The following is a 14908-nucleotide window of genomic DNA, read 5'->3' on the forward strand; positions in this document are numbered from 1 at the left end:
GACCACCCGCCGAGACGCCCTACCCGGCTGGCTCCACTTCTACAATCACCACCGAGCCCACAGCGCCATCGCAGGCCTACCACCGATCAGCCGCCTGACCAACCTGCCTGGACATCACAGCTAGGGCGTGTCTGACAATTCTCGCTCGTCGCGAACGGCGGTCGGGTGCGCGCGATGCAAGGCGGAGGAGGACGGTCGTAGCCTGCTACGGCCGACGACGACAACGCGGCAGCGTGCGTGCCCGGGCGTCGCGCAGCAGAGCATGGGATTGTCAGACACGCCCTAAGTGTCACCGGCCATCAGGTTGGTAGCCGGACAAGTAGACCTAGTAGCGCGGTGGCGGGGTCTGCACGCCCGCCACATGGACCGGACCCTCCCGATCGCGCAGCGCACCCCCGGCGGACGCCGAGCGTCCGGCCAGGATCTCGGCGACGATGGAGACCGCGATCTCCGCGGGGCTGTGGGCATCGATGTCCAGACCGGCGGGACCGTGGATGCGGTCGAGGTCCGTCACGTCGTGCGCGGTGAGCCACTCGCGGCGCGCCGCCTGGGTCCGTCGCGACCCGAGCGCGCCGACGTAGCCCACCCGTGACGCCAGTGCCGCGGTGAGGGTGGGTCCGTCGACATCGCGGCTGTGGCTCAGGACGACGACGGCATCGCTGCGATGCAGGGCGGTCGTCAGCCGGACGGCCTCCGCCACATCGGCGGTGATCTCGCTTCGCCACCCGAGCAGCCGACCCTGCGCGGCGAGGGCATCGGCGATGAGCCCGTCACCGACCACGACCAGGGTCGGCACCGGCCAGAGGGCGACGACGGCGCCTCCGCCCACCACCGCGGTCGTGGCGGTCCCCCGCCCGAAGAGCCGCGGGATCTCGTCGGCGTGCCGGTGCGCGTCCCGGATGGTCTCTGCGGTGTAGACGGTGCTCGTCGGGTGCTCGGTGACGAGACAGACCGGCTCACGCGTGGCCAGCAACGGCCACAGCTCGGTGGGGAGCGCCGCGGCGTCGTAGACCTCGACGGTGACGTGACCACCGCACGACAGGCCGGCGGTGGCGGCGGTGGCCTCGGAGATGGCGAGCTCGTGCCGTCCCGGCTCCGACGGAGGCTCGACGGGCAGGCCGAGGCTGCCGATCCGCTCCCCACCCGACCACGCCAGCGCCGCCGCCTGGTCGCGCGAGCTGACGCCGCGCGTCGCCACCACCGTCGCGAGGCGGACGTCCCGGCCCTGACGCAGCCAATCGGAGACCTGCTCAGCGATGTCGTACACCCGTCCTGTCTAGCCAGCCGGTCCAGACGTGGCAAGGGGATCGGGCGGGCTCAGCCCAGCCAGCGCCCGAGGGCGTCGATCCCCCGTTCGATCTCGTCGCCGTCGCCGGCGAAGCACATCCGCACGAAACGGCCGCCCGCCACGGGGTCGAAGTCGACGCCGGGCACCAGTGCCACGCCGGCCTCGTCCAGGATCCGCGCGCACCAGGCGAGGGAGTCCGAGGTCCACTCGGAGACGTCGGCGTAGACGTAGAAGGCGCCGTCGGCCGGCGCCAGGCGGGTGAGGCCGACGGCGTGCAGCTGCGCCAGCAGCCGGCGTCGGTTGTCGGCGTAGCGGGCGACGTTGGCGTCCAGCTCGTCGTACGCCTCGAAGGCCGCGACCGCGGCGACCTGCGAGACAACCGGCGCGCAGATCGTGAAGTTGCCGGCCAGCCGGTCGACGGAGTCGATCAGCTCGTCGGGCACCAGCAACCAGCCGATCCGCCAGCCGGTCATGGAGAAGTACTTGGAGAAGGAGTTGACGACGACGCTCTCGTGGTCCGTCTGCCAGGCGCTGGTGGCCACCTCGCCGAAGGTGATGCCGTGGTAGATCTCGTCGGAGATGAGCCGCGTGCCGTTGGCTGCGCACCATTGCGCAGTATCGCGCAATTCCTCCGGCGACACCATGGTGCCGGTCGGATTCGCCGGACTGGCGAGCACCAGTCCCGCCGGTGGCTCCGGCAGCGCCGCCAGCTGGGCGACGGTGGGCTGAAACCTGGTCTCGGGACCGCACTCCAGCTCCACGACGCGGCAGCCGAGGGCGGCCAGCATGTTGCGATACGCCGGGTACCCGGGCCGCGCCAGGACCACGGTGTCGCCCACGTCGAAGGCGGCGAGGAAGGCGAGCTGGAAACCTCCCGAGGAGCCGGTCGTCACCACGACGTTCGCCGGGTCGACGCGCATTCCGCCCCGGTCGAGGTAGTGGCGGGCGATCGCCTCGCGCAGCGGCGCGATGCCCAGTGAACCGGTGTAGCCCAGGCGGTCGCTCTCGATCGCCCGGACCGCTGCGGCGCGCACCGGGGCGGGCGCCGGTGTCGACGGCTGGCCGGCGGAGAGGTCCACCACGGGCAGTCCGGCGGCCCGGCGGCTGGCGACGGCGTCGATCACGCGCATCACCCGGAACTGCGGCACCTGCCCGCGCTGCGAGATCACACCCTCGACACTAGACATCGTCGCGTCCGCTGCAGCGCCAGGAGACGCCGGCGGGGTCCTCACGCCGACGACGGTAGCCTCCGGCCGTGCCCGACTTCGCCGACGACCTCGCTCTGGCCCGCCAGCTGGCCGACCTCGCCGACGCCATCTCGTTCGCGCGCTTCCGCGCCCACGACCTGGTGGTGGAGACCAAACCGGATCTCACCCCGGTCAGCGACGCCGATCGTGCCGTCGAGCAGGCGATCCGCTCGGAGCTCGCCGCACGGCGGCCGGAGGACGCGGTCTCGGGCGAGGAGTTCGGCAGCACGGGCTCCGGAACGCGGCGCTGGGTCATCGACCCCATCGACGGCACCAAGAACTACGTCCGCGGCGTCCCGGTATGGGCCAGCCTGATCGCCCTCCTCGACGGCGACGAGGCGGTGGTGGGGGTGGTGTCGGCCCCGGCCCTCGGCCGTCGCTGGTGGGGCGCGCGCGGGCTCGGCGCCTACGGCACCGCGCTCGGCGGCGAGCCGGCACGGCTCGCGGTGTCGCGGGTGGCGCAGCTGGCAGACGCCAGCCTCTCCTACTCGTCGCTCGGCGGCTGGCGCGAGCGCGGCGTGGACCTGGGCGCGGTGACCGACCGGCTGTGGCGCAGTCGCGCCTACGGCGACTTCTGGTCCTACATGCTCGTCGCCGAGGGAGCCGTCGACGTCGCCGCCGAACCAGAGCTGTCGCTGTGGGACATGGCCGCCCTGGTCCCCGTCGTCACCGAAGCCGGCGGGGTGTTCACGTCGGTGGACGGCACCGCCTGGGTCTACGGCGACAGCGCGGCCGCCAGCAACGGGCTGCTGCACGACGAGCTGCTCGCCGCCCTGCGCCCGAGCTGACCTCAGCCGGCGAGCCCCTGGACCACCTCGGACGCGAGAGTCTCGCTTGACGCCCCGTCCTGAACCCACGACGAGAAGCGAACTCGTCCTGGGTTATATCGGTGGCATCCCGCATGATGGCCAAATGAGCAGTGACGAGGAGAGGGCGCCACTCCGCTTGACTAAGGGCTCTAATGCATCTCTGCGTGATCGTGACGCGGAGCTGGGTTCGGTCACGGTCGTGCTGGAAACTGGCGACGCCGACGGCGAGCCGATCGACGCAGATGTCAGCGTCCTGATGCTCGGCGAGGATGGTCGAACTCGAAGCAACGACGATCTGGTTTTCTACAACAACCGGATTGCATTCGACGGAGCCATCAACTTGCGCGAGAAGCTTCGCACCACCGACAACGGCCAGCCCGTATCAGCAGACGTCGTCACCCTGCAACTGGACGACATCCCCGACGACGTCGAACGCATCGTGCTCTCAGCCAGTATCGATGCGGCCCTGGGAGTTGCGTTCGGCGCGGCGCGATTCGTTCGTCTGCGGGTTCAGCGCACCTCAGATGCGGCTGACTTGTTCATGTACGACATCGACGATGCACAAGACGAACTCGCTCTGCTCTTCGGAGAGTTCTACCGACGCCGGGGCGAGTGGCGTATTCGCGCGATCGGCCAAGGCTATGCCGACGGACTCGCCTCGCTCGTGACCGATTTCGGCATCGAAGTCGAATCGGACGCGGCCGAAGGTGATCAATCACCGGACGGAGCCGAAGCGGATGTGCGGCCTGCGGTCACACCCGTCGACGGGACCCCTGCAGAATTGCAGCCCACGCCGCCCTCTGCCGGTGTCTCGGTGCGCCGCGAGGTCAGAGCCCCACGCATGCCGGCCACGTGGAACAAGACACTGCCCTCCGAGGGCGAGACGGACGGACAGATCGCGCGACTCTTCCCGGTGGCAGGCATCGGTGGAGCGGACGAGCAAGAGCGACGGGCGACGTCGGCCTTGCTCGCAGTCATGGCGTTGGTGCGTGACTTCGGCCGGGATCTCGGCTCACGTGTCGGCGCCTCGGGCGGTCAGCTGCAAGCCTTCACAGAGGTCACGTTCGGACGCGACGACGAAGCAGTCCGACCGGACGGCGTCATCAAAACCAAGTGGGGGCAACGCACCTGGACAGCGCTCGTCGAGGTGAAGACCTCGGACGGGAAGCTGTCGACACCTCAAATCGAGGCCTATCTCGACGTAGCCAAGAGCCGTGGCTACGACGCCGTCATCACGATCAGCAATCAACTGGTCGGCGCCGGCGGCGATCACCCGGTTTCAGTCGATCGTCGCAAGCTGCGCAAGGTCGCTCTGCGACATCTCTCCTGGGACGAGATCCGGTGCCGAGCGCGCATCTTGACGCAGCATCAGGGCCTTGCCGACCCCACGCAACAGCGGGTCCTCGAGGAATTTTTGCGTTACATGGATCATCCCCGTTCGGGAATGCGCGGTTTCGAGGACATGGGTCAGCGATGGGTCACCGTCCGTGACGCGGTCAAGGCGCGTACGCAGCGCGCCAACGACAAGAGCTCCGTCGAGGTCGCCGATCGTTTCGACCAGCTCGTCCGGCACACCGCCTTGCGCCTCTCCGGCCTTCTGGGTGTCGAGGTGCAGGTGCAGCTACCGAACGATGCGGCCGACTCCGCTACGAGATGCCAGCAGTTAGCAGACTCCGGCCTGCTCTTCGGCTCGCTGCGCGTTCCCGGCGCCGCCGGCCCGTTGGTGCTGACTGCCGATCTTCGGGCCGACCGCGTGACCTGCTCGATGTCGGTCTCGGCCCCGAGAGAGGGGCGGCAGACCACTCGTGTCAACTGGCTCCTCCGCCAACTGGCTGAGGCCCGCGACACCACCCGAGTCGAGTCCCTGGCTGCAGGATCGCGCAACGCCTCTCTGCCTGCGCTTCTCAAAGCAGCACGCGAGAACCCCGCAGCATTGACACCCGACAACGACCGGGAGATCAGGTCGTTCAAGGTGTCGCTCGATCTTCCGCTCGGCAGCAAGCGGGGCACTGGCAGCGGAACCTTGATCGACTCGGTGATCGGCGCCACCCACCACTTCTACGCTGAGGTCGGGCAGCACCTGCGGCCGTGGTCGGCCAAGACTCGACCGCCGAAGATGGAGTGAACTGACCTCAGCCTGCGAGCCCCTGGACCACCTCGGCGCCGGGGAGGTCGGCGAGGGCAGCGGGCGGGAGCGCGATCTTGGACTGTCTCAGCCCGCTGCCGATGACGACGGCCGGCCGGGTGAGGACGGCGGCGTCGACCAGGATCGGCCAGTCGGCGGGCAGGCCGATCGGCGTGATGCCGCCGTACTCCATCCCGGTGAGCTCGACCGCGTCGGCCATCGGCGCAAACGATGCCTTGCGGGCGTCGAGGCGCTTGCGGACCACGCCGTTGACGTCCGCGCGGGTGGTCGCCAGGACGACGCAGGCGGCGTGACGGACCACGTCCCCGCGACGACCAGCGATGATCACGCAGTTGGCCGAGTCGGCAAGTTCCACGCCGTATTCCTCGCAGAACTCGGCGGTGTCGGCGAGCGATGCGTCGATCGCCGCGGCCCGGACCTCTGCTCGTCGCGGCCAGCCGGCCAGGAACGCCGCCACCGGTGCGGCCACCAGGTCGTCGGCGGCGGGCTGCCAGTCCAGGGTTCCGGGCATCGTCATCAGCCGACCGTACTGTGGCGGTCATGACCACCGACGAGACCGTCGAGCAGATCCTGCGCACGTACGACACGATCACCGTCGTCGGCGCCAGCAACGACCCGGCCAAGCCGGCCAGCTACGTGCCGCGCCACATGCAGGACCACGGCTGGCGCATCATCCCCGTCAATCCCCGGGGCGGCACCGTCGTCGGCGAGACGGCCTACGAGACCCTGGCGCAGATCCCCGAGAAGGTCGGCCTGGTGGATGTCTTCCGGCCTTCGGCGCAGGCGCCGGAGATCGCGCGGCAGGCGGTGGCGGCCGGCGCGAGCGCGCTCTGGCTGCAGCTGCACATCACCTCCGACGAGGCTCGGCGCATCGCCGAGGACGCCGGGCTGCTCTACGTCGAGAACCGCTGCCTCATCGTCGAGCAACGCCGCACCATGCTCGAGGCGCCGCAGCTCTGAGCCGTCCGATTCGGGAGCGCTGGTCCCGCTGAGCGGGACCGGCGCTCCCCGATCGGCGATGGGTCAGCCGGCGAGACGCAGCTCGCGCGGCCGCGACGGCCAGGCCGGCTGCACGCCGGCGGTCCAGAAGGCGACCGCGCCGCTGGCCTCGCCGTCCCTGCGCCGCTCGAACTGGTCGGCGACATCGTCGATCCCGTCGGGCCGGCCGGCGGTGTCGTGCCAGGCCGCGTTCGTGACGTACTCGGAGTCGCTCATGGGGGACCTCCCGTGGTCGCGTCGATGACGATCACGGTCCTCCGCCGTTGTGACCGACGCGTTTCACCCGGTCGACACCGGTGCTAATCCTGCGAACGCGCTATCCGCCGGCGAACGGCGGCAGGACGTCCACCTCGGCGCCGCCGACGAGCGGCGTGTCGTCGCGTGCCCGCTGGCCGTCGACGAGGAACGAGGCGACCGTGCTCAGGGCCGTGAGTGCTGGACGGGCCGCGAGTACGTCGCGCAGCTCGCCCACCGTGGCCGCGGCCAGCAGCTCGTGGTCCACGCCCGCGGCACGCTTCGCGCCGGCCCAGTAGCGGACGGTGACGACGGCCATCAGCCCAGCTTGCCACCTGCCGTGCCCGGCCTCGGGTAGGCGGTCACATCCGTTGCCTTGGCGGCGAGCCAGACGCCTCGGCCGGGGGCGAGGTCCAGCTCGGCGACGGCGGCGGCGCTGACGTCCACGGTGGCCTCGAGCTCGCCGGAGGTACTCACCCGGACTCGGTCGCCGAGCGGGGCGAGTGCGGTCACCGTCGCCGGCCACCGGTTGCGCGCGCTGGCGCCGTCGGGCCGCTGCCTGTGCACGGTGATCGCCGACGGTCGCAGCGCGGCGAGCACCGGTCCCGCCGGCGCGTCGGCCGCGATGAGCACTCCCCCGGCCGTCGTGACGATGCGACCGGCGCTCGCCTGCCCCTCGTAGAGGTTGACGCCGACGAGCCGGGCCACGTACGGGGTGAGCGGCCGAGTGGTGATCTCGGTCGGCGTGCCCTGCTGGACGATCTCACCTCGCTCGAGGACGACGATCCGCGAGGCGAGCAACAGCGCCTCGATGGGGTCGTGCGTGACGATGAGGGTGGGGCCGGTGAAGGCGGCGAGGTGCTCGCGCAGCTCTCCCTGGACCTCGGCCCGCGTCTGCACGTCGAGCGCGGCCAGCGGCTCGTCCAGCAGCAGCACCGCGGGGTCGCAGGCCAGCGCGCGGGCGAGCGCGACTCGCTGTGCCTGTCCCCCGGAGAGCTGCCGGGGATACCGTCCGGCCAGGTCGCCCAACCCGAGTCTGTCGAGCCAGTGCCGCGCCGTCTGCCGGGCCGGACCGCGCCGCACGCCCCGCGACCGCGGACCGAAGGCGACGTTGTCCAGCACCCGCAGGTGCGGGAAGAGGCGGTGGTCCTGGAAGACGACCCCGATCCGCCGCTGCTGCGGCGGCAGGTAGACGTCGGCAGCGATGTCGTCCACCACCGTGCCGCCGATGCTCACCCGACCCGCGTCCAGCGGCAGCAGTCCCGCCACCACCCGCAGCGTCGTCGACTTGCCGGCACCGTTCGGTCCCAGCACCGCGACCACCTCGTTCGTCGAGGCGGTGAGGGCGAGCCGCAGCGTGAACTCGCCGACGGTGACCTCCCCGTCGAGCTGCAGCGGCTCGCTCACGACGCCGCCACCGGGCGCATCCAGCGATCCCGCAGCGCGCCGAGCACGAGCAGCGCGGCGGCGATGAGCGGCAGGCTGAGCGCGGGGGCGTCGGCGGGGTTGTCCTGGAAGACGGTGAGGACCGCCGTCGGCAGCGTCTGGGTGCTGCCGGGCTGATTCCCGCCGACCAGCAGCGTCGCCCCGAACTCACCGAGCGCCCGCGCCCAGCAGAGCACCGTCCCGGCCAGGATCGCCGGCGTCACCAGCGGAACCGTGACCCGCAGGAAGATCCGGCCGCGGGAGGCGCCCAGCGTCGCCGCGGCCTCCTCGACGCCGCGGTCGGCGATGCGGAAGGCCCCCTCGACCGTCACCACCAGGAAGGGCATCGCGACGAAGGTCTGCGCCACCACGATGGCCGGATAGGTGAAGGTGAGCTGCCCGCCGAAGACATCGTCGATCGGCCCGCCGAGCAGCCCGAAGCGGCCGAAGGCATCGAAGAGGGCCACGCCACCGATGACCGGAGGCAGCACCAGCGGAACGGTGACGATCGCCCGGACCACCCCCATCCCCGGCAGCCGGAACCGCGCCAACATCCAGGCCAGCGGGACGCCGAGCAGCAGCGCGATCGCGGTGGCCTCAAGCGAGCTCTCCAGCGAGATGCGCAGCGCCGTCCAGACCTGGCGGTCGCGGTAGATGCGGCCGAGCTCCGTCCACGGCACCCGGACCACGAGCGCCAGCGTCGGCAGCAGCAGGAAGAGCACGCCCAGGACGGCCGGCGGCACCACCAGCAGCGGGGTACCGGAGCCGGCCGCACGCCTTGCGCGCGACCGGGGATTGATCATGCGGTCACGACGGCGCCTTCTCGAAGCCCGCGGCGGCCAGGATCCGCTGCCCTGCCGCGGAGCGGACGAAGGCGACGAAGGCACGGGCCAGTGTCGGGTTCTTCGACCCGGTGAGCGTGGCGATCGGGTACGTGGTGCTCGCGTTGACGGCAGTGGGGATCGCGATGCCCTTCACCTTGCTGCCGGCGGCACGGACGTCGGTGACGTAGACCAGTCCGGCGTCGGCCTCGCCGGACTCGACGACGGCGAGGGTGGCCTTGACGTCCGACAGCGACGCCGCGGGCTTCACCGCGAGCTTGGCGTTGGCGAAGACCTGCTTCGCCACGGCACCGCAGGGGACGGCCGCGTCGCAGACCGCGACCTTCACCCCGGACCGCGCCAGGTCGGCGAGCCTGGTGACGCCGCCGGGGTTGGACGGCGGCACCGCGATCTCGAGGGTGTTGGCGGCGAAGTCCACCGGGGACTTCGCGTCCCCGGCCTTGGCGACCGAGGTCATGTTCTTCGTCGAGGCGGAGGCGAAGACGTCGGCGGGCTTGCCCTGCGTGATCTGGGTGGCCAGGTCCGAGCTCGCTCCGAACGCGAGGGTGACGGTGGTGCCGGGGTTGGCCTTCTCGAAAGCGGTCTTGACGTTGCCGAAGGCCTCGGTGAGCGAGGCGGCCGCCAGCACGGTGACCGACCCCGACGGCGTGCCCGATGCTCCTGACGATCCGCCGCTGGACCCCGTGCTGTTCGAGCCGCAACCGGCCAGCAGCAGCGTCGCGGCGGCACCGGCCGCGACGAGACGACGGGACGAGGTGAGCCTCATGATCGGACCTCCGAGATCTCAACGACGACGTTGGTGGACTTCACCGACGCGGTGGCGGTGACGCCGGGTTCGAGGCCGAGGTCGTCAGCCGCCTCACGGCTCATCAGCGAGACCACCCGGTAGGGGCCGCACTGCATCTCGACCTGGGCCATGACACCGTCGCGTAGCACCCGGGTGACCAGGCCGACGAACCGGTTGCGTGCCGACTCCCGGCTGACCGGGCCGACCTCGGGGACAGGTCCCGCGTTCTGCTCGGCGAAGCGCGCCAGGTCGACACCGTCGATGACGCGTCGGCCGGTGCCGTCGGTGCTGGTCGCGACCCGGCCGCTGTCGGCCCATCGGCGCAGCGAGTCGTCGCTGACGCCCAGCAGCGCTGCGGCCTCCCGGATGCGGTACGTCGTCATGCGGACGACACTAGCCGGTTGCAGCCGCAGACGCGGCGCATGCGCGACTCATCAGACGCATCTACTGACATGCGGGTTAGGTGGCGACGGATTCGGTGTCGCGCGCGGCCGGCATTCGGTCACTCACCCACTTTGCGCACCGTCGCGCCGCAGACCGAAGCCGCATCGCGCTGCGGCGTGGCCGTTTCGCAGCGCGGATCGTGCTGCGTCTCAACTCGCGGCAGGCACCAGCGATAGCCCCCGTCACACCAGACGGGACGACGAAAGGTGGCCGAGGTGTACGACGACGATGACGAGATCGTGCAGGCATTCCTCGTCGAGAGTCACGAGGGACTGGACGAGCTCGACCGCGACCTGGTCGAGCTGGAACGCACTCCGGAGGCGCGTGAGGTCCTGTCCCGCGTCTTCCGCACCATCCACACCATCAAGGGGACGAGCGGCTTCCTGGCCTTCGGTCGGCTGGAGCGGCTGACCCATCGCGGTGAGGACGTGCTGTCGCGGCTGCGCGACGGCAAGCTCACCCTCACCCCGCCGATCGCGGACGCGCTGCTGGCCATGGTCGACACGGTCCGCGCGCTGCTCGCCGACATCGAGGTCACCCGCAGCGACGCCACGGCGGCGGTGGACATCGACGCCGTCATCGCGCAGCTGGCGGCCGCGGCCGACGGTCCCGCCCCGGCTGCCGCCCCGGCTGCCGTCCCGGCACCGGTCCCCGCTGCCCCGGCACCGGTCGCCGCTACCCCAATGCCGGTCGCCGCCACACCGGTTGCCGCCACCCCTGTGCCGGTCGCCGCGACCCCGGCAGCCGAGCCCGCGGTCGCCACTGCTCTGCCGCAGCCCGACACGGTCCGGGTGGATGTCGACCTGCTCGACACCCTGGTCGGTCTCGTCGGTGAGCTCGTCCTCACCCGGAACCAGATCCTGCAGCACGCCGATGCCGACGCCCCCGCCGAGCTCGGGCGGGCGGCACAGCGCCTGGACCTCGTGGTCAGCGAGCTGCAGGAGGGCGTCATGCGCACCCGGATGCAGCCGATCGGCCAGGCCTGGACCAAGTTCCCGCGCGTCGTCCGGGACCTCGCCGCGCAGCTCGGCAAGCAGGTGCAGCTCGTCACGACCGGACAGGAGACCGAGCTCGACCGCTCGCTGCTGGAGGCGGTGAAGGACCCGCTCACTCACCTCGTCCGCAACGCGATCGATCACGGCATCGAGACTCCCGCCGAACGGATCGCGGCCGGCAAGCCCGCCGACGGCACCCTGGCGTTGCGCGCCTACCACGAGAGCGGGCAGGTCGTCGTCGAGATCAGCGACGACGGCAAGGGCCTGGACCCCGTCCGCATCGGTGCTGTCGCCGTGGAGCGGGGTGTCGTCACCGCAGACCAGCTCGCCCGCATGACCGACCGCGAGATCACCGAGTTGATCTTCCGTCCCGGCTTCTCCACGGCAGCGGCCATCACCAACGTCTCCGGCCGCGGCGTCGGCATGGACGTCGTCCGCACCAACATCGAGCGGATCGGCGGCGTCGTCGACCTCGCCGGCCACACCGGCGCCGGCACCACGGTCCGCGTCCGCATCCCGCTGACGCTGGCGATCATCCCGGCGCTGCTGGTCGAGACCGGCGGCGAGCGCTTCGCACTGCCGCAGGCCAACCTGGTCGAGCTGGTGCGGCTCGAGGCCGCCGACGCGGCGCGGGCCATCGAGACTGTGGCGGGGGCGCGAGTGCTGCGGCTGCGCGGCCAGCTGCTGCCGCTGCTCACCCTCGCCGACGAGCTGGGGTTGCCGGTCCGTGGTGACGACGCGCTGCGCATCGTGGTCGTGCAGGCCGACGAGCTGCGCTTCGGCCTCATCGTCGACGAGGTCCACGACACGCAGGAGATCGTCGTCAAACCGCTCGGCCGGCAGTTGAAGGCGCTGGCCGTCTACGCCGGAGCCACCATCATGGGCGACGGTCGGGTGGCGCTGATCCTGGACGTCAGCGGGCTGGCCCGGGGCGCCGGCATCGACCAGCCGAGCGGCGGGCGCCGCTCCGGCGGCGGACCGGGCCACGCCGATGACGCGACGTCCCTGCTCGTCCTCGACCTCGGCGGGGAGCGCCGCGCCGCCCTGCCGCTGGCCGAGGTGTCGCGGCTCGAGGAGTTCGAGCCGCAACGCTTCGAACGCTCCGGCGAGACCGAGGTCGTCCGGTACCGCGGCGGCATCCTGCCGCTGGTCCGGCTCGCGGATGTCCTCGGCCTGCCCTGCCTCACCGGACGAGCGACAGCCGAGGCGGTGTCGGTCGTCGTGCACCAGGAGGCCGGCGGGGCGCTCGTCGGCCTGGTCGCGGACGGAGTGGTCGACGTCGTCGACATCGGCACCGTGCCCAGCGCGGCGGGCCACCGCCCCGGCGTCCTCGGCACCGCCGTGGTCCTGGACCGCGTCACCGACCTGATCGATCTGCCCGCCGTCGTCGGAGGGGCGCGATGAGCCGCTACTGCACCTTCACCGTGGCCGACCTGCATCTCGGTGTCGGGGTCCACGACGTCCAGGAGGTCCTGCGCAGCCAGGAGATGAGCAACGCGCCCGCCGCGCCCGCCGGTATCCAGGGGCTGCTCAACCTGCGCGGCCACATCGTCACCGCGATCGACCTGCGCCGCCGTCTCGGACTCTCGGCGCGACCGGACCCGTCGGCCGCGATGAACGTCGTGGTCCGCAGTCGCGGCGAGGTGGTCAGCCTGCTCGTGGACGACATCGGCGACGTCATCGACGCCGACGGCGTCCCGCTGGAACCTGCCCCCGTCACGGTGCCTGCCGCTGTCCGCGACGCCGTCCACGGCGTGCTCGCCCTGCCCGAGCACATCCTGCTCGTTCTCGACGCCGACCGCGCCGGCGACGTCACCCCCGACGTCCCGGCTCTCACCCCAGGAGGAGACCAGTGACCAGCACCCTCGACCGCCCGACCCCCTCGGCCGACACCGCACTGCACGAGCGCGCGGCGCTGCTCGAGGAGCTGCCGCTCTGCGCTCTCGTGCTGGGTGGCGACGGCGGCATCGCCTTCGCCAACCGCGCCGCCCGCGCCGAGCTGCGAAGTGCGGAGAACCCGCCATCGTTCGTCGAGCACGTCGGCACGAACCCCGGCGCGCTGCCCCGGCGCTCACTCGAGCAGGTGGACGGCCGGACGCTCGACGTCAGCGCCGTCACCCTGCGGGGCGCCGACGGGGAGCGTGTCGGCACCGTGGTCTCTTGGCACGACGTCAGCGAGCAGCACGCACTGCGCGCCGCGCAGGCCGACACCACACGCCACCTCGCCGCGGTCAACTCGCTGGTCGACGCCGTCCGGGACGCGGCCACGCCCGAGGCAGCGATCACGCTTGCGCTCGACACCGTCCGCGAGTCCTTCGGCTGGGCCTACGGCTCCTACTGGGCGATCGGCGCCGACAACGCGCTGCACTTCAGCGCGGAGTCCGGTGACGCCGGTCCGGAGTTCCGTCGCGTGACGCTCGAGGCGTCGTTCCGCGAGGGCGTCGGGCTCTCCGGCCGCGCCTGGCAGCGGCGGGACCTCTTCTTCGTCGCGGATCTGGGCGAGATGACCGACTGCGTGCGCGCCCCGGTGGCGCAGCGCGTCGGGGTGAAGTCCGGCGTCTGCTTCCCCATCATCACCGACGGCAACGTCATCGGGACGATGGACTTCTTCACCACGGTGACGCTGGCGCAGTCCGACAGTCGCATCGACGCACTGCGCAACGTCGGCCGCATCGTCTCGACCGCCCTGGAGCGCAAGGCGCTCGCGGCGAAGGTCGACCACATGCTCGCCACCGTCGAGGCGGTGACGGCCGGGGACCTCACCTGCGAGATCCCCGTCCAGGGCACGGACGCGATCGGACGCCTCGGCAGCGGGCTCGCGCAGCTGCTCGGGAACCTTCGCACCAGCATGAGCGAGATCGGCGCTACGGCCGAGGCGCTGGGCCGGGCCGCGGACCAGCTCGGCGGGGTCAGCGACAGCATGGGCAGCGGCGCCTCTCAGACCTCCGAACGCGCTACCAGCGCGGCCGCCGCGGCTGAGGAGATCTCGGTCAACGTGCGGGCCGTCGCCACCGCCGCCGAGCAGATGACCGCGAGCATCGGCGAGATCAGCAAGAACACCTCCGACGCCGCAGCCGTGGCCGGCGGTGCCGTCACCGTCGCCGCCGACGCGCAGCAGACCGTCACCAGCCTGGGGCAGGCCAGCAGCGAGATCGGCAAGGTGATCAAGGTGATCACCTCGATCGCGCAGCAGACCAACCTGCTCGCCCTCAACGCCACCATCGAAGCAGCCCGGGCCGGCGACGCGGGCAAGGGCTTCGCCGTTGTCGCCAACGAGGTGAAGGAGCTCGCCAAGGAGACCGCCCGCGCCACGGAGGACATCGGGCTGAAGATCGAGTCGATCCAGTCCAACACCCGCGGCGCGGTGGACGCCATCGGCGAGATCAGCACGATCATCGAGCGGATCAACGACTTCCAGACCACGATCGCCTCGGCGGTGGAGGAGCAGACCGCCACCACCAACGAGATCTCGCGCAGCGTCGCCGAGGCGGCGACCGGAGCCACCGGCATCTCCGCCGACGTGGCCGAGGTCGCCATCGCCGCGCAGAGCACCCTCGACGGCTCCGTCGAGACCCAGCGCTCGGCGACGACCCTCGCCGACATGGCCGCCGAGCTGAAGCGCCAGCTCGCGCAGTTCCGGTACTGAGCGGCCTGCGAGGTACCCGGTTTGGAACCCCGTTGCGGTGTCTGTA

At 71.4% G+C, this 14908-nt stretch carries 15 protein-coding genes and 1 pseudogene; 7 read left to right on the forward strand and 9 right to left on the reverse strand.

Features of this window, described 5'->3' with window-relative positions; translation table 11 throughout:
- A pseudogene (locus tag AC0NZQ_RS21490) lies at nucleotides 1-124 on the forward strand (IS481 family transposase); the annotation flags it as partial.
- A gap of 201 nt (nucleotides 125-325) precedes the next feature.
- Here the strand turns inward: AC0NZQ_RS21490 and AC0NZQ_RS21495 are convergent.
- Nucleotides 326-1267, reverse strand: coding sequence for an XdhC family protein (locus AC0NZQ_RS21495; RefSeq protein ID WP_474532167.1), 942 nt, complete (start codon nucleotides 1265-1267; stop codon nucleotides 326-328).
- Nucleotides 1268-1317: 50 nt separating this feature from the next.
- On the reverse strand, nucleotides 1318-2418 hold the full coding sequence (locus AC0NZQ_RS21500; RefSeq protein WP_474532226.1) for an aminotransferase class I/II-fold pyridoxal phosphate-dependent enzyme: 1101 nt from the start codon (nucleotides 2416-2418) through the stop codon (nucleotides 1318-1320).
- Nucleotides 2419-2543: 125 nt separating this feature from the next.
- On the opposite strand from AC0NZQ_RS21500, the gene AC0NZQ_RS21505 reads away from it, so the two are divergent.
- Together AC0NZQ_RS21505 and AC0NZQ_RS21510 are read left to right on the forward strand one after the other, a co-directional pair.
- Nucleotides 2544-3323: an inositol monophosphatase family protein gene (locus AC0NZQ_RS21505; protein WP_474532168.1), complete on the forward strand. Its 780-nt coding sequence runs from the start codon at nucleotides 2544-2546 to the stop codon at nucleotides 3321-3323.
- A 124-nt stretch (nucleotides 3324-3447) separates the two neighbouring features.
- Nucleotides 3448-5469: a TerD family protein gene (locus AC0NZQ_RS21510; RefSeq protein ID WP_474532169.1), complete on the forward strand. Its 2022-nt coding sequence runs from the start codon at nucleotides 3448-3450 to the stop codon at nucleotides 5467-5469.
- Nucleotides 5470-5476: 7 nt separating this feature from the next.
- Here AC0NZQ_RS21510 and AC0NZQ_RS21515 read toward each other — a convergent pair whose 3' ends face one another.
- The gene (locus tag AC0NZQ_RS21515) at nucleotides 5477-6001 is read right to left on the reverse strand and encodes a YbaK/EbsC family protein (protein WP_474532228.1); all 525 of its coding nucleotides are present in this window, start codon (nucleotides 5999-6001) and stop codon (nucleotides 5477-5479) included.
- 29 nt (nucleotides 6002-6030) lie between these two features.
- Here AC0NZQ_RS21515 and AC0NZQ_RS21520 point away from each other — a divergent pair, with 29 nt between their 5' ends.
- A complete protein-coding gene (locus tag AC0NZQ_RS21520) occupies nucleotides 6031-6450 on the forward strand; it encodes a CoA-binding protein (RefSeq protein ID WP_474532170.1) in 420 nt (139 codons plus the stop codon).
- 63 nt (nucleotides 6451-6513) lie between these two features.
- Here the strand turns inward: AC0NZQ_RS21520 and AC0NZQ_RS21525 are convergent, their stop codons facing one another.
- From AC0NZQ_RS21525 to AC0NZQ_RS21550, 6 genes are all read right to left on the reverse strand, one after another.
- On the reverse strand, nucleotides 6514-6705 hold the full coding sequence (locus AC0NZQ_RS21525) for a hypothetical protein (protein WP_474532171.1): 192 nt from the start codon (nucleotides 6703-6705) through the stop codon (nucleotides 6514-6516).
- Between the two features lie 100 nt (nucleotides 6706-6805).
- The gene (locus AC0NZQ_RS21530) at nucleotides 6806-7042 is read right to left on the reverse strand and encodes a MoaD/ThiS family protein (RefSeq protein WP_474532172.1); all 237 of its coding nucleotides are present in this window, start codon (nucleotides 7040-7042) and stop codon (nucleotides 6806-6808) included.
- Nucleotides 7042-8130: an ABC transporter ATP-binding protein gene (locus AC0NZQ_RS21535; RefSeq protein ID WP_474532174.1), complete on the reverse strand. Its 1089-nt coding sequence runs from the start codon at nucleotides 8128-8130 to the stop codon at nucleotides 7042-7044. Before AC0NZQ_RS21535 ends, AC0NZQ_RS21530 begins: the two co-directional genes overlap by 1 nt.
- A complete protein-coding gene (gene modB / locus AC0NZQ_RS21540) occupies nucleotides 8127-8951 on the reverse strand; it encodes a molybdate ABC transporter permease subunit (protein ID WP_474532175.1) in 825 nt (274 codons plus the stop codon). Before modB ends, AC0NZQ_RS21535 begins: the two co-directional genes overlap by 4 nt.
- Nucleotides 8952-8955: 4 nt before the next feature.
- A complete protein-coding gene (gene modA / locus AC0NZQ_RS21545; RefSeq protein WP_474532176.1) occupies nucleotides 8956-9756 on the reverse strand; it encodes a molybdate ABC transporter substrate-binding protein in 801 nt (266 codons plus the stop codon).
- On the reverse strand, nucleotides 9753-10160 hold the full coding sequence (locus tag AC0NZQ_RS21550; protein WP_474532177.1) for a TOBE domain-containing protein: 408 nt from the start codon (nucleotides 10158-10160) through the stop codon (nucleotides 9753-9755). Before AC0NZQ_RS21550 ends, modA begins: the two co-directional genes overlap by 4 nt.
- Nucleotides 10161-10436: 276 nt before the next feature.
- On the opposite strand from AC0NZQ_RS21550, the gene AC0NZQ_RS21555 reads away from it, so the two are divergent.
- From AC0NZQ_RS21555 to AC0NZQ_RS21565, 3 genes are read left to right on the forward strand one after another with little or no spacing between them, the layout of a single operon-like run.
- Entirely contained in the window at nucleotides 10437-12620 is a 2184-nt protein-coding gene (locus AC0NZQ_RS21555; RefSeq protein ID WP_474532178.1) for a chemotaxis protein CheA, read from the forward strand.
- On the forward strand, nucleotides 12617-13072 hold the full coding sequence (locus tag AC0NZQ_RS21560) for a chemotaxis protein CheW (RefSeq protein WP_474532179.1): 456 nt from the start codon (nucleotides 12617-12619) through the stop codon (nucleotides 13070-13072). Before AC0NZQ_RS21555 ends, AC0NZQ_RS21560 begins: the two co-directional genes overlap by 4 nt.
- Complete coding sequence (locus AC0NZQ_RS21565) at nucleotides 13069-14862, forward strand: methyl-accepting chemotaxis protein (RefSeq protein WP_474532180.1); 1794 nt, start codon at nucleotides 13069-13071, stop codon at nucleotides 14860-14862. The genes AC0NZQ_RS21560 and AC0NZQ_RS21565 overlap by 4 nt, the downstream gene beginning before the upstream one ends.
- The last annotated feature ends 46 nt before the right edge of the window (nucleotides 14863-14908 follow it).

Source organism: Jatrophihabitans sp. sgz311053, assembly GCF_056135305.1.